Source organism: Billgrantia gudaonensis (assembly GCF_900100195.1).
Classification (GTDB): Bacteria; Pseudomonadota; Gammaproteobacteria; order Pseudomonadales; family Halomonadaceae; genus Halomonas; species Halomonas gudaonensis.
Genome location: NZ_FNES01000004.1, coordinates 159,698 through 184,220, shown reverse-complemented (window position 1 = coordinate 184,220; position 24,523 = coordinate 159,698). Strand labels below are relative to the sequence as shown.

Genomic DNA, 24,523 nt, shown 5'->3' with positions numbered 1-24,523 from the left:
TCCGATTACTCGCTGCTGTCCGCTGAGGCGGTACGACGGCGGACCTGGGATTTGACCGCCTGCCAGCGGCTTTCCCAGGTGGCGTCGAGTTCGCCACTGGCACTGGTCACGCGGCAGCCGCCGCGGGTCAACTGGTCGTCGGGCTGCAGCTTCCAGCCGGCGGCCTGCAATTCCTCGCCCAAATGCTTCTCCACCAGCTTGTGGTCCAGCGGATGCAGCCACAGGCGTTGCTGACCGGTCATTGGCGGCTCGCTGTGCAGCAGGGCGCGAATCAGCTCGAGGATCTGGCGCGGACGCGTCTTCAAGGCGTCGCCGGCCAGCTGCTTGCCGGTCGACAGGGCCAGTGCCACGAGGTCGTCGCCGATCTGCTCGTCGAGTTCGTTCAGGGCCTCGCTGAACGCCTGGGCCAGCGGCGTCAGAGGGGCGAGAGTTTCACGAGTGCGTTCGTCGAGCTCTCGCTCGGCTTGCCGTCGGCCCTCTTCGAGCCCCTGGGCATGACCCTCGTGCCGGCCTTCCTCGAAGCCTGCCCGATAGCCTTCTTCGCGAGCCTGCTTGCGGACCGATTCATGCAGGGCCTGAAGTTCGGCGCGCTGACGTTCGGCGGCCCGGCGGCTCGCCGCTTCGCGCTGGGCCCGTTCCGAAGGATGCGAGTCTTCTTCGGCTGACTGGCGGCGCACGCCGGGTGCCAGCTCGCCCATGCGCCAGCGCTGCCAGGCGCCGTTGCGTTCGATGGACGCGGAAGACCGGTCAGACATAGGTCTCGTCTCCGCCGCTCAGCACGATCTCGCCGGCATCGGCCAGGCGGCGCACCACCTGCAGGATCGCCTTCTGTTCGGCCTCCACCTGGGAAACCCGGATGGGGCCGCGTGCCTCCATGTCTTCGCGCATGAGGTCGGCGGCGCGGCGCGACATGTTGCGCAGGAACTTCTCCATGAGCGAATCCGGTGCTCCCTTGAGCGCCACCACCAGGGAGTTGGTGTCGATCTCCTTGAGCACCAGCTGGATGCTGCGATCGTCCAGGTCGAGCAGGTTCTCGAACAGGAACATCTCGTCGATGATCTTTTGCGCCAGATCCTCGCTGTGGGCGCGCACCGTCTCGATGGCGGTCTCTTCCTGATTGGAATTCATCAGGTTGAGGATTTCCGCAGCGGTTCTCACGCCGCCCATCTTGCTGCGCTTGAGGTTCTGGCCGTCGAGCATGCCCGACAGTACCTCGGTGAGTTCCTGCAGCGCAGCCGGCTGAACGCCGCTGAAGGTGGCAATGCGCAGGACCACGTCGTTGCGCAGTTTGTCGTCGAACAGCTCGAGCACGTCGGCGGCCTGGTGACGCTCCAGGTGGACGAGAATGGTGGCGATAATCTGCGGATGCTCGTCGCGGATCAACTCCGATACCATGGAGGGTTCCATGAGGTTGAGGGAGTCGATGCCGGAGCTGGTGCTTGAGCTCTCGAGGACGTCCTCGATCAAGCTGGTGGCCCGTTCGCTGCCGAGGGCCTTGGTCAGCACCGAACGAATGTGCTCGCTGGAGTTGAGGTTGAGCGCGATGAACTCTTCGGTCTCGTCGCTGAACTCCTGCAGCACTTTCTGCATGTCCTCATGGGAGACTTGACCGAGCTCGGCCATCTCCATGCTGAGCTGCTGGATCTCCTTGGGCGGCAGGAACTTGAACACCTCGGCCGCGCTGTCCTCGTCCAGCGCGAGCATCAGGATGGCACTGCGGCGCATGCCGCTCATGGCTTTGGTCGGCGCGGCACTCATTCCTTGTTCATCCAGTTGCGTACGATCATGGCTATCATGCGCGGATCCTCCTGGGCCATTTCGCGCAGCTCGGTCAGGTGGTCCTCATACGCAGAGGACTTGCGACGCCGTTTGGGCTTGGGATAGGGCCGGTCTTCCTCGCCCTCGACCATCGATTGGTCGCCATCGTTGCCCGCTTCGTCGTCGCCGACCCGCACGCTCAGCGCGCCGCCCGGCGTGGCCGTAGAGAGTACCGGCTGCTGGGTGTAGCGCTTGATCAGCGGGCGCAGGATGAGCAGATAGGTGAGCAGGATGCCCAGAGCAACCAGCAGGTAGCGGCCGATGGTCAGCGCCAGGGCGTGCACCTCGGGCGATTGCCACCACTCGACGACTTCTTCCTCGTCGTCGCTGTGGCTGAACGGGCTGTTGACCACTTCGATCTCGTCGCCGCGCGCCTGAGAGAAGCCGATGGCCTGACGAATGAGTCGTCGAATCTGCTCGATCTCCTCGTCGCTGAGCGGGTTGCTCTCCCATTCGCCCTCGTCGTTGCGCTCTTCACGATAGTCGACCACGACGGCCGCGGAGAGGCGTTCCACGCGGCCACGACGATGCTGGATGTGCTCCACGCTGCGGTCCACCTCGTAGTTGACCACGTCGTCCTGGCGTAGATTGCGAAGCGCCTGCTGCTCTTCCTGCTCGGCCGCATTGCCTTCGCCGTCGTCGCCTTCGGCTGCCTCTTCGTCCTCGCCCGCGTCATCGTCGGGGGTGGCGATGGGGGAGGGCGCAGTGCCGGGCGGCGTGTTGCTGAGTGCACCGGGAATGCCCATGGCGAGATCGTCGCCACCATCGTAGGAAAGCGATGACTGGCGGCTGCGCACGGCAGCGTCGTTGGGGGCCTGGTTGGGGGCGTAGCGCTCGGCGGTCTGCTCACGGCGCGAGAAGTCGATCTGGGCGGCAACCTGGGCGCGCACCCGCTCGCGGCCCAGCAGGGGAATGAGGATGTTCTCGATGCGCTGCTGGTAGGAGTGCTCGACTTCGGCGATGTAGTCGAGCTGGGTGCCGTCGAGGTCGCTGCCGGCAGCGCTCTGGCGCGAGAGCAGGTTGCCGTCCTGGTCGACGACGGTCACGTCCTCGGCCGCCAGATCGGGGACGCTGCTCGAAACCATGTGCACGATGGCGCTTACCTGGCCTTCGCCCAGCACGCGTCCCGCTTCGAGGGTCAGCACCACCGAGGCTTCGGCGGGTTTGCGGTCGCGCACGAATACCGAGGAGCGGGCCATGGCCAGGTGTACGCGGGCCTGGTTGACCGGGCCGAGAGCCTGAATGGAGCTGGCCAGTTCGCCTTCCAGGCCGCGCTGGAAGTTCACCTGCTCGGCGAACTGGCTGACTCCGAATGCCTGGTTGTCCATCAGCTCGAAGCCGACGTTGCCGCCCCGCGGCAGGCCTTGCTCGGCAAGCTGCAGGCGCAGGGCATGCACCTGATCGCTGGGGACCAGCAGTGCCTGACCGCCCTGGCTGAAACGGTAGGGCACGCCACGGCTGTCCAGCTCGCTGATGATGCGTCCGCCGTCCGCTTCGCTGAGATTGCTGTAGAGCACCCGGTACTCGGGGCTCTGGGCCCACATGATCAGCGCCGTCACGATGGCGATGAAGGCGGCGCCGCCAATGAGGAGAGCGACCAGAGGGTTGTTGCGCAAGGGGGCGAGCACGCGCTCCAGCGATCCCCGATCCGAGGGATTCGCTTGCGAGTTGGTGCTGGCATCCTGGCGGTTTGGCGTCGTCGCGCCATTGCTCATGCGCACCCCCGTGAGAGCGCCATGCCCGCCTGGTGAACCCTGAATTCCCTGCTCGTTCGAGATGAAGGCATCGACTGCATCCGTCCATCGCTGTTATGGCGCCCGGCCACGCGTCTCGGCTCGCGGACATTGGCGCATTTGTGATGGACGCCATTATCCAAGGCGCCGTCCATGCCAAAGGCAGGAAAAGCCAGGTTTTTGAGTGCCATTTGGGGGCTTGGCCGGCTGGGCGGAGCTGCTAGCCTGGCGACACTTTCCACCTATGCCCGCCCGCGAAACAGCCGATAGGGGTAACGCCGCATGAGTTCACCAGGCATCGAGTCCGCGCTTTCCCAGATGCAAAGCCTCGCCAGCCAGGCTGCCGGTCAGTCCGATAAGGGACAGCATGTGACCACCAGCGTGGGGCAGGGCGGTTTCGCCGATGAGCTCCAGGCGTCGATTCGTCGCGTCAACGAACTGCAGCAAACCGCCAATAGCCAGGCCGAGGCCTTCCAGGCCGGCGACCCCGGCGTCGAACTCAACGACGTCATGGTCGACCTGCAGAAGGCCAGCGTTGCCTTCGAGATGGGCAAGCAGGTCCGCAGCCGCCTGGTTACGGCCTACAAGGACATCATGAACATGCAGGTATGAGCGGCTTTGCCGTGCCGCTGCATGCCCGATGCGTCAGGCTTCCAGGTCGATCAGTCGTCCTTGGAATTCCTCCAGACGCTCGGAAATGGCCAGCACCTCTTCTGGAGGAATCTGGCGTAGTACTTCGCCCGATTCCTGATCGACGATCCGAGTGATCACTCGAGACGACTCCTGGTTGATCTCGAAAGACACGCCGTACTGACGCAGCACCTCGTTGACCCGCTGCACGGGCTCGACGAGGTCGGCCTGGCTAGGTGCTTGTGCGTGGCTCTGAGCGTCGGCCAGATTGCCGCCAGCGGTGGGCAAGGCACCCAGCACGTTTTCCTTGCGCTCTCTGGGCGTGGCCTCCGGCACTACGGACGATACGGAAATTCCCTTGGCGTCGGACAGTGGCGATGTCATGGCGCTGTTTCCTTTTTGGTTATGGTCTGTTCCACAAGCAAAGTCCTGCTCTTCTGTCGTTATCGGCGGCGTTAGCGGGAACTTTAGAGGCTAATTGTCTTGTCTAGCTTTTCTTAGGCTGTCAAGCCGCATTGGCACGGCCTTGACCTGGGTCATGGCGCCTTGGGTAGGGGTTGACTAGTTTCCCTGCTACGTCAGGTGGGCGAATGCTAATGCAGCGTCTGCTACATCCCATTGGCCAGGCAGGGGCACGGAAGCGATGCGCGACAATCAGCCGGTGACGGACAACGAGTACGTGATACGGGAGGATCAGAACCTCATCTCCCGCACCGACATGAAGGGGCGCATCACCTATGCGTCTCCTACCTTCTGCGAGGTCAGCGGCTACTCCCGCGAGGAGCTGGTGGGAACTCCGCACAACGTCATCCGTCATCCCGACATGCCCGAGATCGCCTTTGCCAACCTTTGGGAAACCATCGAGGCGGGTGAGGTGTGGTCCGGCCTGGTGAAGAATCGACGCAAGAACGGCGATTTCTATTGGGTACATGCCAACGTGGTGCCCATCGTCGAGGAGGGCGAGGTCAAGGGCTACACCTCGGTGCGGGTCAAGCCGCGCGACGAGGACAAGGCGTATGCTGAAGATACGTACGCGCGCATTCGCGAGGGGCGAGCCCGTGGGATTGGCCTCGAACGCGGGCGCATCGTGCGTACCGGCATGCTGGCCCGGCTGCGACGATGCTTTCCCCGCGGCCTGCAGGGGCGGTTGTCGGCGGCGCTGCTGGTCTCCGGGGGCGGTCTGCTGGCAGCCGATGTCCTGGCCTGGCAGTGGCGCTCGTTGGCGGCGCTGATCGTGGCTTCGCTGCTGGTCGGTGCCTGGCGTCGTCATGCGGCGGCCGTGGCGCACACGCGAGATTTCGCCATGCAGGTGGCAGCGGGCAACCTGGCCGCAGCGCCGCCGCCGGTCAATGGCGATGGCCTGGGTCAGGTGATCGACGCCATGGCCATCATGCAGCGCAGCTTGGCCAATATTTCCGTGGACATCCACGACATTCTCGACACCGTGTCGAGCGAAACCACCGAGCTGGAGCGCGACAACCGCAATTTGGCTTCGCATACCCGGCAGCAGTCGGATTCGCTGCAGCAGACCGCCGCCAGCATGGAAGAGCTGATCACTACCGTTCAGCAGAACGCCGCCAACACCGAGCAGGCGGAAAGCGAAGCGGACAAGGTGCGCCGGGCGGTGGGCGAGAGCGATCTCGTCGTCAGCGAGCTGGTGGAGAGCATGCAGCAGATCGCCGCCAGCGCCGGCAAGATGACTCAGGCCATCGAGGCGATCGAGACCCTGGCTTTCCAGACCAACTTGCTGGCGCTCAACGCCTCCGTCGAGGCCGCCCGCGCTGGCGTTCATGGCCGCGGCTTCGCGGTAGTGGCTCAAGAGGTGCGCCGCCTGGCGGAGAGCTCCGCCGATTCGGCCGAGCACGTGCGTTGGCTCATCGACACCACTCTCGAGGACGTCGGTGTCGGCGAGCGTCGCATCGCCAGCCTCGAAACCCACAACCGCGGCGTGGTACAAGCGGTCAGCGGCATCGACACGCTGATTCGCGAGATCGCCACCGCGTCCCGGGAGCAGGCCATCGGCCTCGAGCAGATCAATCAGGCCGTGGTCGGCATGGATTCCTCGATCCGCCAGAATGCCGAGCGGGTGTCGCATGCGGCGTCCCTGGGTACGCTGCTGGCCGAACAGGTCGATCAGTTGAGCGTGGCCATTTCGGCGCTGCGCCAGGCCGACGAGGGCAACGAATGGGTGAGTCGCGAGCAGCGTTTTCAGGCGCGCCGCACCCTGGAAGAGGGCAACGAGGCAACGGCAGCACCGGTTGTGGCAGAGGTCGAATCGCTGCCCGCTCAAGCGCTGTGATAGGCTTTATGTTTTTTGAAACGCACGTCGAAAGGTCGAAAGGAGTCGCGGGATTCATGATGCAACCAGCGGTCGGTTCGATGTCGTTGACCCCTGTTGCCGGCCAGGAAGGATCGTCGGCATCGGGGAGCTGGTCCAGCGCCTCTTTGCCCGACTGCTGCCACTATATCGAGCAGGCCAACGAGGCGCTGCTGCTCACCGATTCCGAGCACTGCATTCTGGCGATGAATCGCGCCTTTGGCGACTTCATCGGTTGTGCGGCCCACTCACTCGTCGGTCAGCCGCTGTCGGATCATCTGCTTTCGCCGAGTGCGTTGCTGCGCGATGAGTTCGATGACCGATTCCGCGTGCAGGTGGAGTGTCGTCATCTGTCAGGGGAGCGGCGTCCCGCGCTGTTGTCGGTGAGCCGGCTGCGTAACGCCATGGGCGCGGTCGAGCGTCACGTCATCGTGGTGACCGACCTCGCCGCGTTGCTGGATAGCGGCAGGTCCCAGAGCACGGGGCGGGAAGTCTATTTCGATGCGCTGACCGGTCTTCCCAACCTGCAGTTGGTCACCCAGCTCATTCAGGATGCCATTCAGCATGCCGAGCGTACCGGCGGCGACCTGGCCGTGTGCTCTCTCGATCTCGACCACTTCAAGGCGATCAACGACCGGCTGGGCGAGTCGGCCGGCAACCTGTTGCTGTCTGCGTTGGCCCAGCGCTTGAGCCATCTGCTGGGTGGCGACGAGGTGCTGGCGCGCATCGGTGGCGACGAGTTCGTGGTGGTCATGCATCGCCGTGCCGAACACGCCTTCCTCGATCGGTTGCAGTGCGCGATTCGCCAGCCCATCTTGATCGGCGATCAGTCGGTCCGGATGTCGGCGAGTCTCGGAGTGACCCATTATCCGTGCGATGCCGTGGACGGCGAGGTACTGCTACGCCATGCCACCCAGGCGATGTACCGCGCCAAGCAGCGCGGCCGCGACACCTACCATTGCTTCGATCCGGATCTGGACCAGGCCCTTCAGGTGCGCCAAGAACGGCGTCGGCGCTTTGCCCAGGCCATCGATGGCGACGAGCTGCGTCTCCATTATCAGCCCCAGGTGGACATGGCCAGTGGCGAGGTGGTCGGTGTCGAGGCTCTGGTACGCTGGCAGCATCCGCAGGAGGGACTGCTCGCCCCGGGGCAGTTTCTGCCCGATATCGCCGGCACGTCGCTGGAAGTCGACCTGGGCGAGTGGGTGCTGTCCCAGGCCCTCTGTCAGCTGCAGGCTTGGCGCGAGGCGGGCATCACCTTGCCGGTGAGCGTGAACATCTCGCCTGCCCACCTGCTCCAGGAGGCCTTTCCCGAGCGTCTTGCCGTGCTGCTCGAGGGCAATCCGCAGGTGCCGGCACGGCTGCTCAATCTGGAAGTGCTGGAAACCGCCGCCATGCATGATGTCGATACGGCCATGGCCGTCATTCGCCGCTGCCAGACCCTGGGCGTTCACGTGGCCATCGACGATTTCGGCACCGGCTTCTCGTCGCTCACCTACCTGCGCCAGCTGCCGGTCGACCTGATCAAGATCGACAAGAGCTTCGTGCGCGACATGCTCACCGATCCCGGTGACATGGCCATCATCGAGAGCATCATCTACATGGCCAACCGCTTCGACCGCGCCATGCTGGCGGAAGGCGTGGAAAGCCTGGAACATGCCCGCGCACTGTTCCGGGTCGGCTGCACGTTGGCCCAGGGTTTCGGCATCGCGCGCCCCATGCCGGCCACGCACGTGCCCAAGTGGTTGGACGAGTGGCCGTTGCGTCAGGAATGGGCCGACCTCCAGCGGCCCATCGACGGTTCTCACCTCGTGTGATTGGCCAGCGACTCAGATACTCCAGCGAGGCCTCATGAGCCACGAACTGCCCATCGAACGCATCATGCAGACCGGTCTGCTCACCTGCCAGCCCTCCACGCCGCTGTGCGAAGCCGCGGAGCGCATGGCAAAGCGGCAGTGCAGCTCCATCGTCGTCGTCGAGGCGGGACGGGCGCTGGGCATCTGGACCGAGCACGATGCGCTGGCGGTCGACTTCTCCGATCCCGCCAGCGTGCGGCGTCCCATCGGCGAGATGATGAGTCAGCCGGTCGTCAGTCTGCCTCTCACCACGCCGCTGGGTGAAGCGGCCATGCGCTTCGCCGCCGAGGGCCGTCGTCATTTCCTGGTGGTGGACGACCGGGGAACGCCGCGGGGCATCCTCACCCAGACCGACGTGGCACTCAACCAGGGGCTCGAGCCGTACCTGCGACTGCGTGAAGTCCAGGGCGCCATGCATCAGCGTCCGCTGGTGCTGATGGGCAGCCAACTGCTCTCCGAGGCCGCTAGCCAGATGCGTGAGCTCGGCGGCGATGCTGCCGTGGTGCGTTGCGTCGACGGAGAGCTGGGCATTCTCACCGAGCGCGACCTGGTGCGCTTCGTGGCTCGGTACCCCGGCAATACGCCGATCGACGGGCTGGTCAGCCGGCCGCTGCTGACCGTGCACCTGCGCGATACCTTGATTGCTGCGCGGGACAGCCTGCTCGACAATCGCGTTCGTCATCTGGCAGTGCTCGACGATGCCGGCGAGATCGTCGGTCTGCTCGGTTTTCGCGACATGCTGGCCGGCGCCGAGCAGCTCTACCTGCAGGATCTTCGCGAGGCGTTGGAGCAGCGCGACCATGCCCTGGCGCAATCGCGTCACAATCTCCAGCTGGCCGAACGGGTGATCGATTCCTCCCTGGAGGGCATCATCATCACCGATGCGCAAACCCGCATCGAGTTCGTCAATCCGGCGTTCACCCACATGACCGGTTACGCCGTGGAGGAAGTGGTGGGGCGTACGCCGCAGATTCTCTCATCCGGTCGCCACGATGCCGCCTTCTACCGGCAGATGTGGGATACCTTGCAGCGCTGTGGCTACTGGCGAGGCGAAATTTGGAACCGCCGCAAGAGCGGCGAGCTCTATCTCGAGCTGCTCACCATCACCGCCATCAGCGACGAGGAAGGCAATACCACCCACTATGCGGCACTGTTCAACGATATCACCCACATTCGCGAGAACGAGGAGCGCATCAAGCGACTGGCCTACTACGACGCCCTGACGGGCCTGCCCAATCGCCGTCTGCTGGAGGACCGCCTGGAACTGGCGATTCGTCACGCTCACCGCAACCAGTCGCGGCTGGCGGTGATCTTCCTCGACCTGGACCACTTCAAGCAGGTCAACGACACCCTGGGTCACGCCATGGGCGACGAGCTGCTGGTGGTCATCGCCGAGCGTCTACAGACCCGCCTGCGCGAGGACGACACCCTGGCGCGCCTGGGCGGTGACGAGTTCCTGGTGCTATTGCCCGATCTGGAAGAGGTCGACGAGGCGACCCGCATTGCCCGCCGCCTGATCGAGGCGGTCAGCGAGCCGAGCCAGATTGGCGAGCACAGCTTCCGGGTGGGCGCCAGCCTGGGCATCAGCCTCTACCCGGACGATGCCGATAGCGCCGAAGCGCTGATTCACGACGCCGATACGGCCATGTATCGCGCCAAGCAGGAGGGGCGCAACGCCTACCGCTTCTTCCGTATCGAGATGAACCAGCAGGATGACCGGCAGCTGATGCTGGAGACGGCGCTGCGCAACAGCCTGGAAACCGGGGAAGGCATCGAGGTCCACTATCAGCCGCTGTTCGAGCGTGACGGCGGCCGCTTGCACAGCGCCGAGGCGCTGGTGCGCTGGCATCACCCGCTGTTCGGTAGCGTCGCACCCGGCGACTTCATCCCGCTGGCCGAACGAGTGGGACTGATGGTGCCGTTGGGCGAGCGCGTGCTGCAGATGGTGTGTGCCCAGTTGGCTGCCTGGCAACGTGAAGGGCGCGAGCCGGTGCCGGTAGCCGTCAATCTGTCTGCCCGCCAGTTCTGGCACAACGACCTGCCCGGCCAGGTGGCAGCCATGCTCGAGGCGCATGGCCTACCGCCGGGCCTGGTGGGTTTCGAGATCACCGAGAGCACACTGCTCGACAAGCAGCAGCAGGCCACCAAACTGCTTCAGGGGCTGCGCGACTTCGGTTGCAGCCTGGCCATCGACGACTTCGGCACCGGCTACTCTTCGCTGAGCTATCTACAGGATCTACCGGTGACCACCCTCAAGATCGACCGCAGCTTCATCCAGCGCCTGGGCGAAGGCGAAAGGGGCAGCGCCGCCATCGTCGCCGCGGTGACGGGCATGGCTCACGAACTGGGGCTCAGCGTGGTTGCCGAGGGGGTGGAAACCGAAGCGCAGCGCCGGGCGCTGGACCGCTATCCGGTCGACCTGCTGCAGGGCTTCCTGCTCGGCTACCCGGTGACAGCGGCCCGGTTCGCGCGCAGTCATCTGGCCAGCCGACAGCACGCCAACGCCTAGCCTGGCTTCCCCATGTCTTCTCGGGCGAAATAGCCTCTGAGCAGCGCCGCCAAGGCAGCGCAAATTGCGCTTTCGGTTGGCAGCCGATGCCAGTAGGCTAGTTGGCTGTTTCGCGTACATCACGGCCCCATGACCCGATCCGCATTCACCGGCAGCAGCGATCATCGCGGCCCCCTGCGCCACGAGTCCCTCATGCCCTCGCAGCCTGGCGACGAGGAAGAGGGCGGCTGGATGATCGGTTACCTCGATGTGATGACGCTTCTGGTGGCCCTGCTGGTGCTGATCTTCACGCTGTCGTTTGCCGAACGACGCGACGAGGCGGATTCACCGTCCGCCAGCGTTGTGGAGGAGCCCGGCCCGCTCAGCGTGCCGCTGCCCGAGCGGCTGGAGCGGGTGCTGGCCGCACGACCGACACAGGATCCGCCACCGGAAGGTTGGCTCGCCAACGGGGCCGTCTCCGCTGCCCTGGGCGTTGCCGGGTTGCCGCCGAGGCCACCCAGTACTCAGCCGCCACCGATGCTGGCGCGGCAAGCATTGCCAAGGGTTGCGTATTCGCCAACCGAGCCCCCGCCGCCCAGCAACTGGCTGGCCACTGTCTCGCCCCAGTCTCTGTTGCCACAGCCGTTGGTGCCGGAAGCGACGGCACTCGACCTCCCGTCGGCCGATTTCCTGCTGGTGCTCACCGATCGCCCTCCCGAAGGCATGCGCGAGGTTTCTCCCGAGGCGATAGCCGGAGCCGAAACCCTTGCCGAGCGATTGGCGAATGCACCCTACATGCCCGATCTCGAAGGCGTGGCGGTTTCGCGCGTGTCCGAAGGGATTCGCTTGCGCGTCGAGGATCAGTGGCTGTTCCCCACCGCCGAGGCCGAGCTCACCGACGACGGCGAGGCGTTGGTGCAGCGCATGGTCGAGATCGTCCAGCGTCACGATGGCGAAGTGGCGGTAGAGGGGCACACCGATAGCCGCACCATCGATACCGAAGAGTTTCCGTCCAACTGGGTGCTCTCCAGCGCTCGGGCTATCGCCATCGTCCATGCTCTCGAAGAAGCCGGCGTCGATGCCCGCCGCCTGCGTGCCGTGGGGCTCGCCGACACCCGGCCGCTGGCCGACAACGATACCGCCGAGGGGCGGGCACGCAATCGGCGCGTGGAAGTGATCATCCACGCGCGGTGACCCCCTCAAGTCACTCCACTGCCTGCCGATAGAACGTCACTCATGCCCGTGGCACCCGCGGGTGGCATCCTTTGCCTCCAAGGAAGCGCTGAACGATTTGCCCGCGCAGACATTTGTGCAGTGTTTCCCCAACGATGAGTGATCCTCGCATGCCTACATCCCTACGACTCCGTATCCTGCTGGCGACGGTGGTGGTCATCGTCCTGGCGCTGCTGGCCAATGGCCTGGCCAACTTTCTGACGGTGCGCTCGCACAACGACGATCAGGTGGCCCGCAATCTCACCGCCGTTTCCCAAGGCAATGCCAAGGCCATCAGCGAGTGGTTCGCTACGCGTATCTCCATGATGGAAGCGCTGCGCGTCGGCGACGACATCGACGATTCCCTCGGCGACCTCGAGCTCGTCGAACAGTCCGGCGACTTCTTGGCCGTCTATCTCGGCGATCCCCGCGACGGCAGCACCATCTTCTCCGACGGTTGGGAGCCCGGCGACGACTTCGACCCGCGGGAGCGGCCCTGGTACCAGGCCGCCGTGGAGGCCGAAGCAACCATCGTCACCGCACCCTACGCGGATGCGCAGACCGGCGATCTGGTGGTGACCATCGCCACGCCTTTCTATGACGATGGCGAGCTTCAGGCCGTGGCCGGGGGCGACATCGTCATCACCGACATCGTCGACATCGTCACCGAGATCGCCCCGACGCCCTCCAGTCTGGGTTTTCTGACCACTGCCGACGGAACTCTGGTGGCGCATCCCGATCCGGCGCTCAGCCTCGCCTCGACCACCGAGTTGGCGCCCACCCTGGATGCCACGCGTCTCGCTGAGCTTGCCGAGACGAGCGAGCCCGTCGAGGTCGCACTGGGCGACGAGACCAAGCGCCTGCGCAGCGCCGACGTAGCGGGCACCGACTGGCAGTTGGTGGTCGCCCTGGACGATCACGAGGCCACTGCCGGCCTGCGTGCTGTGCTCGGCACCTCGGCGATCACGCTGCTGGTGGTCGCCGGCGGTGCGACGCTGGTGCTGGGCGCGCTGCTGCGCGTGATGTTCCGTCGCCTCAAGACGGTGCGCGGTGCCATGATCGATATTTCCAGTGGGGAGGGCGACCTGACCCGGCGCTTGCCCGAGGATGGCAAGGATGAGGTGGCCGAGATCGCCGCGGCATTCAACGCCTTCGTTTCGAGGCTGGAGGGGGTGATGTTGACCATTCGCGATGCCAGCGAGTCGGTCAACGTGGCGGCCGGCGAGATTGCCACCGGCGGGCAGGATCTGTCGCGGCGAACCGAGAACGCGGCCTCCAGCCTGCAGCAGAGCTCGGCTTCCATCGAGGAGATCTCCGGCACCGTGGAACATACCGCTCAGTCCTCGCGTCAGGCCAACGAGCTGTCGCAATCGGCCGTGCAGATGGCTTCTCAGGGGGGCGACGTGGTCGATCGCGTGGTATCGACCATGGAGGAGATCACCGACTCGTCACAGCGCATTGCCGAGATCGTCAAGGTGATGGATGGCATCGCCTTCCAGACCAACCTGCTGGCCTTGAATGCCTCCGTGGAAGCCGCCCGTGCCGGCGAGCACGGCAAGGGCTTCGCCGTGGTGGCCGGCGAGGTGCGCCAGCTGGCCACTCGCAGTGCCGAGGCCTCGCGCGACATTCGTGGCTTGATCGACGATTCCGGCCAGAAGGTCACCGCCGGTACCGAACTGGTGCGCCAGGCTGGCAGCTCCATGCAGGAATTGGTGGCCAGCGTGAACCGCGTGGCCGAGGTGCTGGGCGAGATCAGCGTGGCCGCCGGCGAGCAGAGCGACGGCATCGGCCAGGTCAACGTGGCGGTGGCCGAGCTCGACCGCATGACCCAACAGAACGCCGCTCTGGTGGAAGAATCCACCACCGCCGCCGAGCAGCTCAAGGATCAGGCCGAGCGTCTGGCCGAAGCGGTGGGGGGCTTCACCTTGAGCGAGACACGGCCGGTGCAGGCGTAAGCCGCCGTAGCCGATCGGTCGAAACGCAGCAGGCCAGCGGCATTGCCGCTGGCCCGTCGTCTTGTGGAGCCGATGGAAGTCGTCGCTATCAGCACGGATCCATGGGCAGGCAGACCCGCTCACGGGTGCCACGCACCGCTTCCCGTTCGGCTTCGCGAGTGGCCTTGCCGGTAGCGTCCACGCGCCGAAGCACCTGGCCATTGCCCTCCACTGCGCCGCTGACGATTCGCGCATGAGCGACCTTGTCGGCCACGCGGGTGATGTCGACGTCGGCTACCCAAGACTCCCGCGGTCCCAGGCTCTCGCCGTGGTAGGGATCCGAATAGGTCTTGCCGATGTCGTATACCGCCCAGCGCTGGCCGGGCTTGACGATCACGCCGCCCTGGTTGAGCACGATCTCGTTGCCGCGACTCTCCACCACGCGCACGGGGTAGATCACGTTCAGCGCACGGAAGGTGAGCTCGCTGCCCAGGGCATCGAAAACCCGCTGGGCGAAGCCCCCGTTGGCAGGGCTGTCGATACCCAGCTCCGCGAGATCGGTGCTCAGGGTGTGGCTCCACATTATCTGGCCGGTGGCCGGGATCACCACGCGCGCCTCCAGCGTGGCCACGCCGTCGCCTTCGTGCGAGCGCTCTCCGGTGATCGGGTTGGCCACCTCGCGCAGAACCATGTCGAGCTCGGTGAGGCGTGTGACCACCAGGTAGTCGGCGCCCAGGTTGCGACCCAGCATGGCCTTCTCGGCCAGCGGCACGCGACCCGAGGCGACGAACGCCTGCTCGGCGCGGATCGCCTGCTGCATGTCGCGATCGAGCACGTTGAAACGCCGCGAGCCGACCAGTGCCTGCACCAGTGACTGGGTGAGGCGCGCCGAGACGTCGCCAGTGGCAAGCGTTTCACCTCCCAGCCTCAGCTGGGCGGTGTCGATCTCCACCGGGTAAACGGCCAGGCGACGGCGGTTGCTCTGGGCGCCGGCGCCGGGCACACGGTACACCGGCACACGCACCTCGAGTCGAGCCAACTGACCACCCCCGGGTGCAGGGGCTACCTCGAGCACGTCATAGCCGCTGATCAGCCCCTGGCTGCGTACCTTGGTGCCGTTTTCCACCTGCGACTCATGAGTGACCGAGGCTTCGCGTCCGTCGCCGTCGCGAACCGAGAGACGGTTCATCGAGCGGCGCAGCTCGCGGCTGGCGTCTACCTGGGCGCCGTGCACCTGGCGTACGGCCTCGCCCAGAGCGTTGAAGATCGCCTCTTCGCGATCTACGCCCGTGGCTTCGGCCTGCACCACGCGGGTTTGTAGGCCCCCCTGGGCGGTCAGCGGCAGGGCAGCGACCAGCAACCAGAGCAGCAGCCGCAGGGTCGTTCTGAAACTGCCCATCACCACTCTCCGAACGAGCCGGTGGCCCGCGAGCTCGCCGGGGTGCTCGGCGCCGTGCCGTTGCTGGAAGCGCTTTCGGCCGTGTCGTCACGCGCGGTCAATCCCTGGGCTTTGGCCGAGGTGCCCGGCGACCAGTACTTCACGTAACCGAGATAAGGGTGGCCGGTGCTGGGATCGCTGGTGTTCCACTGCCCGACGGTCTGCACGCCCTGCAGATGGGCGTCGGCCTCGGATCGCAGGACGCTGTTGACCATGCGGCCCACCCCCTCTTCGGTGAGAAGTCGCGAGCTGCCGTCGCCGCGGGTCTCGCGTACCTGCTCGCGCAGTTTGCGCTTGGTGCTCTCCTTCTGGCCCTGCACGGTCATGCTGGCGAACTGGGCGAGCCAACCGTCGGCCATCATCTGGGCGCTGGTGCGTGCCGCTTCGAGCTCGGCACTGATGGCGAACTCGTCCATGCTGCCGCGCACCAGGGCCGGCGCCCCCATGCCGAAGGAGAGCAGGCCGTAGCGGCCCTCGCCGTCGACGATCGGCTGCACACCGAAGTAGCCGAGCATAGGCGTGCCTTCCTCGAGCTGGGGCGCCAGGCGTGCCTGGATGCTCTCCACCGGGATCGCCTGACCCGGGGCCACGTCGCCGGTGCGCAACTGGCGGCCGAACTCGCTGAAGCGCGCCGACTTGACGACTACAACACTCACCCGGCCGTTGTCGACCGGCCCATCGCCGCCCACTTCCTCGATGACGCCGAAGATGCCGATACCGGAGAGCTCGCCCATGGCGCGCCAGGTGGTGTCGGTGACGAACTCGTCATAGATCAGCTGCTTGCGCTCAGCCAGGTTGAGCTGGGGGAGCTGGCTGGCATCGCCACCGAGCTCCTCGATCACCTTGTTGAGGGTCTGTACCGAGGCTTCGGCCAGGCGGCTCGCCAGGGCTTCGCCCAAGTCGGCGAGGTTGCTGGTGTCGGCCACGTCTTCCGGCAGGCCGTTCTGCATGAAGCGGTCAGCCATGCTCTTGCCGATGTTCACCGAGTCCTGTGAGACGAGTTCGCCCATGGCCTGCAAGAAGGCCTCCTCGGTGGCGATCAGGCGTGCCTGGCTGAAGTCGATGCTGGTGGGGTCCATGGCGATGTCCGCCGAGGCGACGACCAGAGTACCGCCCGCCGGGTTGTTGGCCGACTCGCCTTGTACCCAGCCGCGATCTTGCAAGAACGCCTGGATCTTCTCGTCGCTCTGGGAGACCTCGTCGATGGCATAGAACGGCGAGGGTGGGGTGGCGGCGGCGTCCGTTTGCGCGGCACGGCTCTGCTCGGCCAGCTCCTGAGCCGTTGCGGTGGCCGGCAGCAGCAGGGCAAGCGCGATGGCGGCAGTCAGCGGTTTCAGCGTGCGTTCGAACATGGGGCCTCCTTACCAGCTGACCGAGGCGTTGGAGCCCCGCTTGATGACCTGGGTCTCGTCCTCCCACAGCGCCAGGCCGGTGGCCAGGTCGGTGAGGGAGAGCTGCACGTAGTACTCCACCTGCTGTTCACGACCCACCTTGCGGTTGCGCTGCAGGATCTTGCCGGAGAGGCTCAGGTCGGGCGCCTGCAGGGTGCCTTTCTTTTGCACGCCACGCTGATCGAATTCGTCGGAGTCGCGCAGGGTGCGCGAGAGCATGTTCATCTCGTCTTCGGCGCCATCGATGCCCACGGCGGTGGTGGTCACCACGCGACCGGAGCGCAGCAGATCGACGCGGATCTTCTTCACCAGTTGGTCGGTATCCAGGCGTTGCATGGTGTCGTTGACGATGCGGCTGACCACCAGCACGTAGCGACCGCCGTTGGGATTGTCCACAGCGCCGCTCTCGAGCATGGAATCCACCGAGCGGCGGGCGGCGTTCTCGAAGTCGCGATAATCCAGCGCCATGCTGACTGGGCCGTCGTCGTTGGCGGGGTCCACGTAGCGCGGGGTGGTGGCGCAACCCGCCAGCAGGGCCAGGCTGGCGAGCAGGATGAGAGGGAGTCTCATGGTGTCATTCCTTGGATGGATGAAAAGAAATCGGTGTGATGGCCGCGGTTCCCGGTCAGGTGGCGTCTGCGACCAATTCGTCGGTTTCGTTGTCGCTCGGCGTGCCGTGCAGCGAGAATTGTTCGCCGCCGTGCTCGCCCTGTAGGTCGATCAGCGATACCTGTGCCGGGCTGTGAGCGCTGGGACGCTTGACGTAGACGAGGGTGTAGGGCCAATCGGGCAGGTTCAGTTCGCCCAGGGCCGTGCCATCGGCTTCGAGCGTCAGCCGGCCGGAGTCGGGACGGGCCACACGGGCGACTTGCCAGTGATCGGGAATGGCTTGCCAGCTGCGCAGGTCGGCCTGGGTGGTGGCGGCGGCGAACAACGCCGTGCCGAGCTGACCCACGGCACCCATCTCTTCTGCGGCGGCATTCTGGATCAGCGCCTTGATGGCCGCGGAGGCCACGGCGCGGCCCAGCACGGCCGGGAAGCGTGCCTGCATTTCGGTGTGGATCACCTTGCCCATCTCGGAAAAAGGCTCTGGAACGATCGTCTCGCCGTTGTCGTCGCGCAGGGTAAGGGGCTCGCTCACCGCAGAACGATTGGCATAGCGGGGCAGGGCGATGCCGGTGTAGGCGGGGCTAGTCGCATTGCCGTGGAAGAGCAGCAGCGGTACGTCGAAGCGCGTTTCCTCGGCTACCGGGCCAAGACCGTTCTCATAGACTACCCATACTTGGTTGCCCAGGGCCTCTCGCGTTTCTTTGCCTGCAGCGAGTGCCGTGGCGAGTTTGGCATCGGCAGCCAGTGTCCGGTTGCCGGGGCTCATCTCGGCAACGCGCTTCAGCGAAGTGGCCGCGCGCTCCAGGTCGCCGGCATCGCGGCTGGCCAGAAAGAAGAGACCGTGCAGGTAGGTGGCGGAGGGCACGATGAACTCGGGGTAGACGCTCCACTGCGAGGTCTCGCCATAGTTGTCGGCGATGCTTTCATGAAGTTCGTCGCTTTCCAGGCTCTGCCTGATCGATTGCTGCTGGTCGTCCGCTTCTTCGTCCATCGCCTCTTGCTGGGCGGCGATTTCCTCGGCGAAGGTATCCACTGCTCGGCGGGTACGGTCGTCGGCGCGGTTGAACTCGATGCGTGCATGGTCGCCGTTGCCTTCCTGCAGGAAAGCGAGCCCCTTGTAGGTGTTGACCAGCACCGTTTCGGCGAGCATGGGCGTATAGTCGCGCTCGGCGTCGTTGAGCAGTACCGACTTGCCCCCCTCCAGTAGCCCAGCGGCAAGACCGGTGGTGTCATCGAGCTTCATGCCCGTTTCGGCGCGATCGTAAAGGCTGATCGCTGTAGTCGTGTCGCCGGCCAGGCGGTGGGCTTCTGCCTGATGCAGCAGCTCGAGTAGCTGCTTGTCTTCCGCTTTGTCGCCGCCCGTCAGCGTGGCCGTGGCCTCCATGGTCGCAGCGGCTCCCAGGTAATCGCCTTGCACCCAGGCAGCGTTGAAGGCTTCCATCTGGCTGCGCTGCTGGTGTGCGGCGCAGCCACTCAGCCCCAGCGCCAGCGTGGCGACGGCCAGAGCCTTGATCGTGTGTGTCATACGTTTCCCTTGCGTAGCGTCAAGCGTGCCCGACCGTTCTCCGACGGTGGGGGCGTGGTAGGCAGGAAGACGCGCAAGATGACGTATGGGGAGGCAACTGCTGATACGTTGCCAGGTAAGGGGAGCGCGCATTGGCGCCTTGCCGATCCCTGGTCATGGCCTCGAGGCGTCTTCCTGAGCCTCAAAACCTATATCGACTTAGCCTCAGGGAACTTTAGGCATTTTTCATGCAACCTAGGATTCAAAGGCCGTCAATCCGTTCAGCTAGAGCCATGGCTGAACGCATCCAACTGCAATAGCACCGAAATTCTTCCTAAAGTTCGCCAGCGAGCAGCCGATGCTGGTAAAACGGGAGGCAAATTCACCGGCCAAAGGCTGTATCGTATGGCTAGTATTTCATCGCTCGGCGTGGGTTCCGGGCTCGATCTGAACGGCTTGCTCAGTCAGTTGCAGGAGGCGGAGCGGGCAAAGCTTCAGCCCATCCAGCAGCAAGTCCAGGAGCAGGAAGTCAAGATCTCCGCCTATGGCGAGTTGCAGAGTTCGCTATCTTCCTTTCAGGATGCGGCCAGCAAGCTCAGCGATTCATCGCTATTCCAAGGCCATAACGCCAGTGTCACCGGCGATGCCTTCGAGGCCGCGGCGAACAGCGATGCCGCAACGGGCGAGTACAGCGTCACGGTCAACGATCTGGCCACCGCCGGTAGCCTGGCCACCCAGCGGGTGAGCGACCCCACCGCCGAGATCAGCAGTGGCGCCACCGACCTCGATCTCACCTTCGAGGATGCCACCCTCGATACCACGGTGACGATTGCCGCCGATAGCACGCTGGAAGACATCCGCGATGCCGTGAATGCCGATTCCGAAGCCGCGGTGAATGCCTCCATCGTCAATGACGGCGAGGGTTACCGGCTGGCACTGATGTCCGAAGATACCGGGCAGCAGGCCAGCATCACCGGTACCAATTTCGCCACCGTGGCCGATCAGGCGACCCTGACCGATGCCACCGTGGCCCAGGCCGGCCAGGATGCCAGCCTGGACGTGAACGGTATCGCGATCTCCAGTACCACCAATCAGGTCGAAGACGCCATACAGGGCGTCACGTTGAACCTCGAGCAGCAAGGTTCCGGGACCCTCAGCGTGGCCCGAGACGACGACTCGATCCGCGAAGCGGTAACCGGTTTCGTGGAGAGTTACAACGACCTGAAGGGCACGGCCGGAAGCCTGAGTGCCTTCAACGGTGAAGAGGGCGAGGCAGGCGCGCTGATCGGCGACAACGCCGTGCGCACCATCGAGTCGCGCCTGCGCAGCGACCTCGCTGCCGGGGTGAGCGTGGATGGCGAACAAAGCTTGCTCTCCGACGTGGGGCTGTCGATGACCGTCGACGGCACGCTCGAACTCGACGAGGGCAAGCTGGATACCGCACTCGCCGAGGATCCGGCCGCCGTGGAAGCCTACTTTGCCGGTGACGAAACCTCGCCCGGCCTGGCCGGGCGCGTAACCGAGACGGCCGAGCAACTGACCAGCGAGAATGGTGCTCTGACCACCTCCCTCGACGGTGCCGAAAACCGCATCGATAGCCTCAACGATCGCTATGCCCGTGTGGAAGACAGCATCGAGCAGACGATCGACCGCTACCGCACCCAGTTCAGCCAGCTCGATGGCATGGTCGCCGAAATGAACCAGACCAGTTCCTACCTCACCCAGCAGCTGAGCAACCTGGGCGGTGGCCAGTCCGGCGGCCTGTTGTAGGTTGCCAGTCTGAATCCTCGCGTTTGATGACCCTGGTTTCGGCCGGGGTTTTTTCTTTAAAGTTTTCGCCAAGGTTGCCGATAAGCCCCTTTACAAGGCCCATGTTGGGTGTTCACGGAAGGTCAACTACCATGGCAAGTATCTCATCCCTTGGCGTTGGTTCAGGTCTCGATCTCAGCGGGCTGCTCGACCAGTTGCGCGCCGCCGAGCGCCAGAAACTGCAGCCCATCACTGCTCAGAAGACCCAGGAGCAGGGCAAGATATCGGCCTATGGCCGGTTGCAGTCAGGCCTCAGCAAACTGCAGGACGCCGTGGCCAAACTCAACGATGGCGGCCTCTATCAGAGTCTTTCCGCCAGCGTGCAGGGCGAGGGCATGACGGCTACCACCACCGAAGAGGCCAGCCCCGGCCGCTACGAGGTTACCGTTACTCATACCGCTCGCGCGGGCAGCTTGGCTAGCACGGGAGTCGCCGACCTCGAAACGACTCAGATCGCAGCGGATGCCATCGACCCGAAGCTCACGGTGACCTTCGGCGACGACACCACCAAGGACATCGCCTTGACGCCAGGCGCCACCCTGGAAGAGATTCGCGATGCCGTCAATGCCGATGCCGAGGCGGGCGTGGATGCGTCGATCATTTTCGATGGTGCCGACCATCGCCTGGTGCTCAGCTCCCGGGAGAGCGGTGCCGATGCCGGCGTCAAAGACATGGCCTTCTCCGGCCTGGAGGGCGGCGTGACGCTGGCTGGCGACCCCGATACCCACCAACCCGGGCGCGATGCACTGCTCGATATCAATGGCATCGAAATCACCAGCACCACCAACACGGTGGAAGGAGCCATCCAGGGGGTGACTCTGACGCTCGACCCGAGCGCCTCGGGTGAAACCATGAGTCTCGTGGTGGAGCGCGACCGCGAATCGGTCAAGGAGGCGGTAACGGCGTTCGTCGATGCCTACAACGAGATGAAGTCCACCGTGGGCCGCATGACCAACGTGACCGGCGATGCGGAGACGGCCGGCGAGCTGGTTGGCGACCGTACCGTGCGCAATGTCGAAAGCCAGTTGAGCCGCAACCTGGTCGACCCGGTAGCCGGCGGCGACATCACCATGCTCTCGCAGTTGGGGATTTCCCTCCAGGCGAACGGGCGACTGGAGATGGATGCCGACAAGCTGGATGAGGCCTTGGCCGACAACCCTCAGGCCCTGGTCGACTTCTTCGCCGGCGATAGCGAGGAAGCCGGCATGGCCGGTCGTCTGGAAGGAACGCTAGGACGCATGCTGGGTGATGACGGGACGATTCAGAGCGCCATCAGCAGCTCGGAAACCCAGGTCAGCAGCCTGGAGCGGCGCTATGACCGCACCGAACAGAGCATCGAGCGCACGATCGACCGTTACCGCAAGCAGTTCAGCCAGCTGGATGGTCTGATCGCCCAGATGAACTCTGTCAGCTCCTATCTCGGGCAGCAGCTCACCATGCTGAACAACCAGTTCAGCCAGAACTAGCGCAGCTCCTCCCTCGATCTCCTTCCCGATGCGCCCGCCTGGGCGCATCGCTATTTCAGGCCTTGGTCGATTGGCGCCGTTCATCGCGGCTCCTTGGGTTGGCGTGCGGCTGCCCTTGCCGGCAATGCGGAAAATTCCTACTTCACCCTAAAGTCAAACGCTCATTGGCCGTTATAGAGAGTAACGGCCACTGGCGCCGTTGCGGCAGGCCCCACCGTTGCAGGCTCGGGGCAGCCAATGGAGCCCTCAACGAAGAAGGAATGATCTCATGTCCGTGATCAATACCAACATCACCGCCCTGATCGGGCAGAACAACCTGAAGGGCGCTCAGAACTCCCTTCAGCAGGCACAGGAGCGCCTCTCCTCCGGCCTGCGCATCAACGGTGCCAAGGACGATGCCGCCGGCCAGGCCATCGCCAACCGCATGACCAGCACCGTCACTGGCTTGAACCAGGCGGCGCGAAACGCCAACGACGGTATCTCCCTGGCCCAGACCGCCGAAGGCGCCCTGGACCAGATCAACGACAACCTGCAGCGTATCCGCGAGCTGACCGTACAGGCTCAGAATGATACCAACACCGCACAGGACATCGACTCCATCCAGGAAGAGGTGAACGAGCGCCTGGCGGAAATCGATCGAGTGACCTCGCAGGCCGAATTTAACGGTCGATCGATTTTTGACAATGCTTCTGATGGCACTCAAACAGATACAAGCTTTAGTATTCAGGTTGGTGCTAATGATGGGCAAGAAATCAGCATTTCTATAAGCGCTGCTCGTGGTGATGACTTGGGAACTGCACTCGCCACTGCAGCTGCTGACGGCGGTTGGAATATGTACACTGATGAAGCCGGTACTGCTGGTACATCAGGGAATATATCAGGTACGCGTGAAGTCAATGCGAGCGGCTTTGATGTTCTTAGCGGGCGTGATGCTGCGGGTGCACAAGGTGATGCACTCGAAATTCTCGATAATCGCATCGCGGCTGTTGATGAGGCTCGCAGCAACCTGGGTGCCATGCAGAATCGTTTTGAGACGGCTCTCGACAACATCGAGACCACCTCGACCAATCTGCAGGCGGCCCGTTCGCGGATCGAGGATGCCGACTATGCCGTCGAGGTTTCCAATATGACGCGGGCGCAGATTCTGGAGCAGGCGGGGACTTCCATCCTTGCTCAGGCAAACCAAAGCCCGCAGAGCGTGCTCTCGCTGCTGGGTTAACCGGTGCGGGCGGCTCAAGTTCTGGATGAGCCGCCCTATCTGAAGTCGAATCCGTATTCTTTTTTGCACAACGGCCCTAAAGAATCGCGCCTTTCAGCCGTTAACCAATAGTAAGTAGCTAGAAACCTATCGATTCGGAGGTTTGACATGTCCGTCATCAATACCAACATCACTGCCCTGATCGGGCAGAACAACCTGAAGGGTGCTCAGAACTCCCTTCAGCAGGCCCAGGAACGTCTTTCGTCAGGCTTGCGCATCAACGGCGCTAAAGACGATGCCGCCGGTCAGGCCATTGCCAACCGCATGACCAGCACCGTGACGGGCCTGAACCAAGCGTCACGCAATGCTAACGATGGCATCTCTCTGGCTCAGACCGCTGAAGGAGCCCTGGACCAGGTCAATGATAACCTGCAGCGCATTCGCGAGCTGACGGTTCAGGCCCAGAATGATACTAATACTGCGCAGGATATCGATTCCATCCAAGAAGAAGTGAACCAGCGCCTTGCGGAGATTGATCGGGTTACGACCCAGACTGAGTTCAATGGACGTAGCCTATTCGAGGCAAATGCAACTTCCAGCTTCTCAATTCAGGTGGGGGCAAAAGACGGCCAAGATATTACGGTCAATATCGAATCGGCTTCTTCTTGGAATACTTATGATGATACCGCCACAGGAGCTGAGCCAGGTAATCTGACTGATACGCGTGACGTTGATGCACTTGGTTTCGATGTTCTGGAGCGGACGAGTACCGGGACGTCAACAGCACTTGGCACCGTCGACGATATGATTTCGGCTGTCGATGAGGCTCGCAGTAACTTAGGTGCCATGCAGAACCGTTTCGAGACGGCGCTGGACAACATCGAGACCACCTCGACCAACCTGCAGGCGGCTCGATCGCGGATCGAGGATGCCGACTATGCCGTCGAGGTTTCCAACATGACGCGGGCGCAGATTCTGGAGCAGGCGGGCACCTCCATCCTTGCCCAGGCCAACCAGAGCCCGCAGAGTGTGCTTTCACTGTTGGGCTAAGCTAGCTCACAGCCTCAAACGTGAGATAACCCGGACCTTGGTCCGGGTTTTTTTGTGATTGGTCTTCGCT

At 64.1% G+C, this 24,523-nt stretch carries 18 protein-coding genes; 10 read left to right on the top strand and 8 right to left on the bottom strand.

Translation table 11 applies throughout. The features are described 5' to 3' along the window. Positions 1-5: 5 nt before the first annotated feature. The 3 genes from BLP96_RS06665 to fliF are packed head-to-tail and all read right to left on the bottom strand — an operon-like array spanning position 6 to position 3,533. Complete coding sequence (locus BLP96_RS06665; RefSeq protein ID WP_089684378.1) at positions 6-755, bottom strand: flagellar assembly protein FliH; 750 nt, start codon at positions 753-755, stop codon at positions 6-8. Continuing rightward, entirely contained in the window at positions 748-1,758 is a 1,011-nt protein-coding gene (gene fliG, locus BLP96_RS06660) for a flagellar motor switch protein FliG (protein ID WP_089684376.1), read from the bottom strand. Before fliG ends, BLP96_RS06665 begins: the two co-directional genes overlap by 8 nt. After that, the gene (fliF, locus tag BLP96_RS06655; RefSeq protein ID WP_089684374.1) at positions 1,755-3,533 is read right to left on the bottom strand and encodes a flagellar basal-body MS-ring/collar protein FliF; all 1,779 of its coding nucleotides are present in this window, start codon (positions 3,531-3,533) and stop codon (positions 1,755-1,757) included. Before fliF ends, fliG begins: the two co-directional genes overlap by 4 nt. Before the next feature lie 300 nt (positions 3,534-3,833). Between fliF and fliE the strand changes: the two genes are divergently transcribed. Further along, positions 3,834-4,163 carry a flagellar hook-basal body complex protein FliE gene (gene fliE, locus BLP96_RS06650; RefSeq protein ID WP_089684372.1) on the top strand — a complete coding sequence of 110 codons (330 nt, stop codon included), beginning with the start codon at positions 3,834-3,836 and terminating at the stop codon, positions 4,161-4,163. Positions 4,164-4,196: 33 nt separating this feature from the next. Here fliE and BLP96_RS06645 read toward each other — a convergent pair whose 3' ends face one another. Further along, on the bottom strand, positions 4,197-4,565 hold the full coding sequence (locus tag BLP96_RS06645; RefSeq protein ID WP_089684370.1) for a flagellar protein FlaG: 369 nt from the start codon (positions 4,563-4,565) through the stop codon (positions 4,197-4,199). Positions 4,566-4,824: 259 nt separating this feature from the next. Here BLP96_RS06645 and BLP96_RS06640 point away from each other — a divergent pair, with 259 nt between their 5' ends. The 5 genes from BLP96_RS06640 to BLP96_RS06620 all read left to right on the top strand — a co-directional run bounded on the left by BLP96_RS06640 (position 4,825) and on the right by BLP96_RS06620 (position 14,009). Then, positions 4,825-6,480, top strand: a complete 1,656-nt coding sequence (locus BLP96_RS06640; protein WP_089684368.1) for a methyl-accepting chemotaxis protein — start codon at positions 4,825-4,827, stop codon at positions 6,478-6,480. A gap of 56 nt (positions 6,481-6,536) precedes the next feature. Beyond that, positions 6,537-8,315 carry a putative bifunctional diguanylate cyclase/phosphodiesterase gene (locus BLP96_RS06635; protein WP_245682183.1) on the top strand — a complete coding sequence of 593 codons (1,779 nt, stop codon included), beginning with the start codon at positions 6,537-6,539 and terminating at the stop codon, positions 8,313-8,315. Positions 8,316-8,349: 34 nt separating this feature from the next. Continuing rightward, positions 8,350-10,863 (top strand): EAL domain-containing protein, encoded by a 2,514-nt coding sequence (locus tag BLP96_RS06630; protein ID WP_089684366.1) that lies wholly within the window; start codon positions 8,350-8,352, stop codon positions 10,861-10,863. 192 nt (positions 10,864-11,055) lie between these two features. After that, complete coding sequence (locus BLP96_RS06625; RefSeq protein ID WP_245682182.1) at positions 11,056-12,036, top strand: OmpA family protein; 981 nt, start codon at positions 11,056-11,058, stop codon at positions 12,034-12,036. Positions 12,037-12,185: 149 nt separating this feature from the next. Continuing rightward, complete coding sequence (locus tag BLP96_RS06620) at positions 12,186-14,009, top strand: methyl-accepting chemotaxis protein (RefSeq protein ID WP_089684362.1); 1,824 nt, start codon at positions 12,186-12,188, stop codon at positions 14,007-14,009. Between the two features lie 88 nt (positions 14,010-14,097). On the opposite strand, the gene BLP96_RS06615 is transcribed toward BLP96_RS06620, so the two are convergent. Genes BLP96_RS06615 through BLP96_RS06600 form a run of 4 tightly spaced genes read right to left on the bottom strand, consistent with a single transcriptional unit; the run spans position 14,098 to position 18,951 of the window. Next, the gene (locus BLP96_RS06615) at positions 14,098-15,387 is read right to left on the bottom strand and encodes a CsgG/HfaB family protein (protein WP_089684360.1); all 1,290 of its coding nucleotides are present in this window, start codon (positions 15,385-15,387) and stop codon (positions 14,098-14,100) included. After that, a complete protein-coding gene (locus BLP96_RS06610) occupies positions 15,387-16,778 on the bottom strand; it encodes a DUF6844 domain-containing protein (protein ID WP_089684358.1) in 1,392 nt (463 codons plus the stop codon). Before BLP96_RS06610 ends, BLP96_RS06615 begins: the two co-directional genes overlap by 1 nt. A 9-nt stretch (positions 16,779-16,787) precedes the next feature. Next, entirely contained in the window at positions 16,788-17,387 is a 600-nt protein-coding gene (lpoB, locus tag BLP96_RS06605) for a penicillin-binding protein activator LpoB (protein ID WP_089684357.1), read from the bottom strand. Between the two features lie 55 nt (positions 17,388-17,442). Then, entirely contained in the window at positions 17,443-18,951 is a 1,509-nt protein-coding gene (locus tag BLP96_RS06600; protein WP_089684354.1) for a COG3014 family protein, read from the bottom strand. Positions 18,952-19,335: 384 nt separating this feature from the next. On the opposite strand from BLP96_RS06600, the gene fliD (BLP96_RS06595) reads away from it, so the two are divergent. The 4 genes from fliD (BLP96_RS06595) (at position 19,336) to BLP96_RS06580 (ending at position 24,453) form a co-directional block, all read left to right on the top strand. Next, entirely contained in the window at positions 19,336-20,700 is a 1,365-nt protein-coding gene (gene fliD / locus BLP96_RS06595) for a flagellar filament capping protein FliD (RefSeq protein ID WP_089684352.1), read from the top strand. A gap of 131 nt (positions 20,701-20,831) precedes the next feature. Next, positions 20,832-22,205, top strand: coding sequence for a flagellar filament capping protein FliD (gene fliD, locus BLP96_RS06590; protein WP_089684350.1), 1,374 nt, complete (start codon positions 20,832-20,834; stop codon positions 22,203-22,205). A gap of 268 nt (positions 22,206-22,473) precedes the next feature. Then, complete coding sequence (locus tag BLP96_RS06585) at positions 22,474-23,424, top strand: flagellin N-terminal helical domain-containing protein (RefSeq protein WP_089684348.1); 951 nt, start codon at positions 22,474-22,476, stop codon at positions 23,422-23,424. 147 nt (positions 23,425-23,571) lie between these two features. Continuing rightward, a complete protein-coding gene (locus BLP96_RS06580) occupies positions 23,572-24,453 on the top strand; it encodes a flagellin N-terminal helical domain-containing protein (protein ID WP_089684346.1) in 882 nt (293 codons plus the stop codon). Positions 24,454-24,523: the final 70 nt, after the last annotated feature.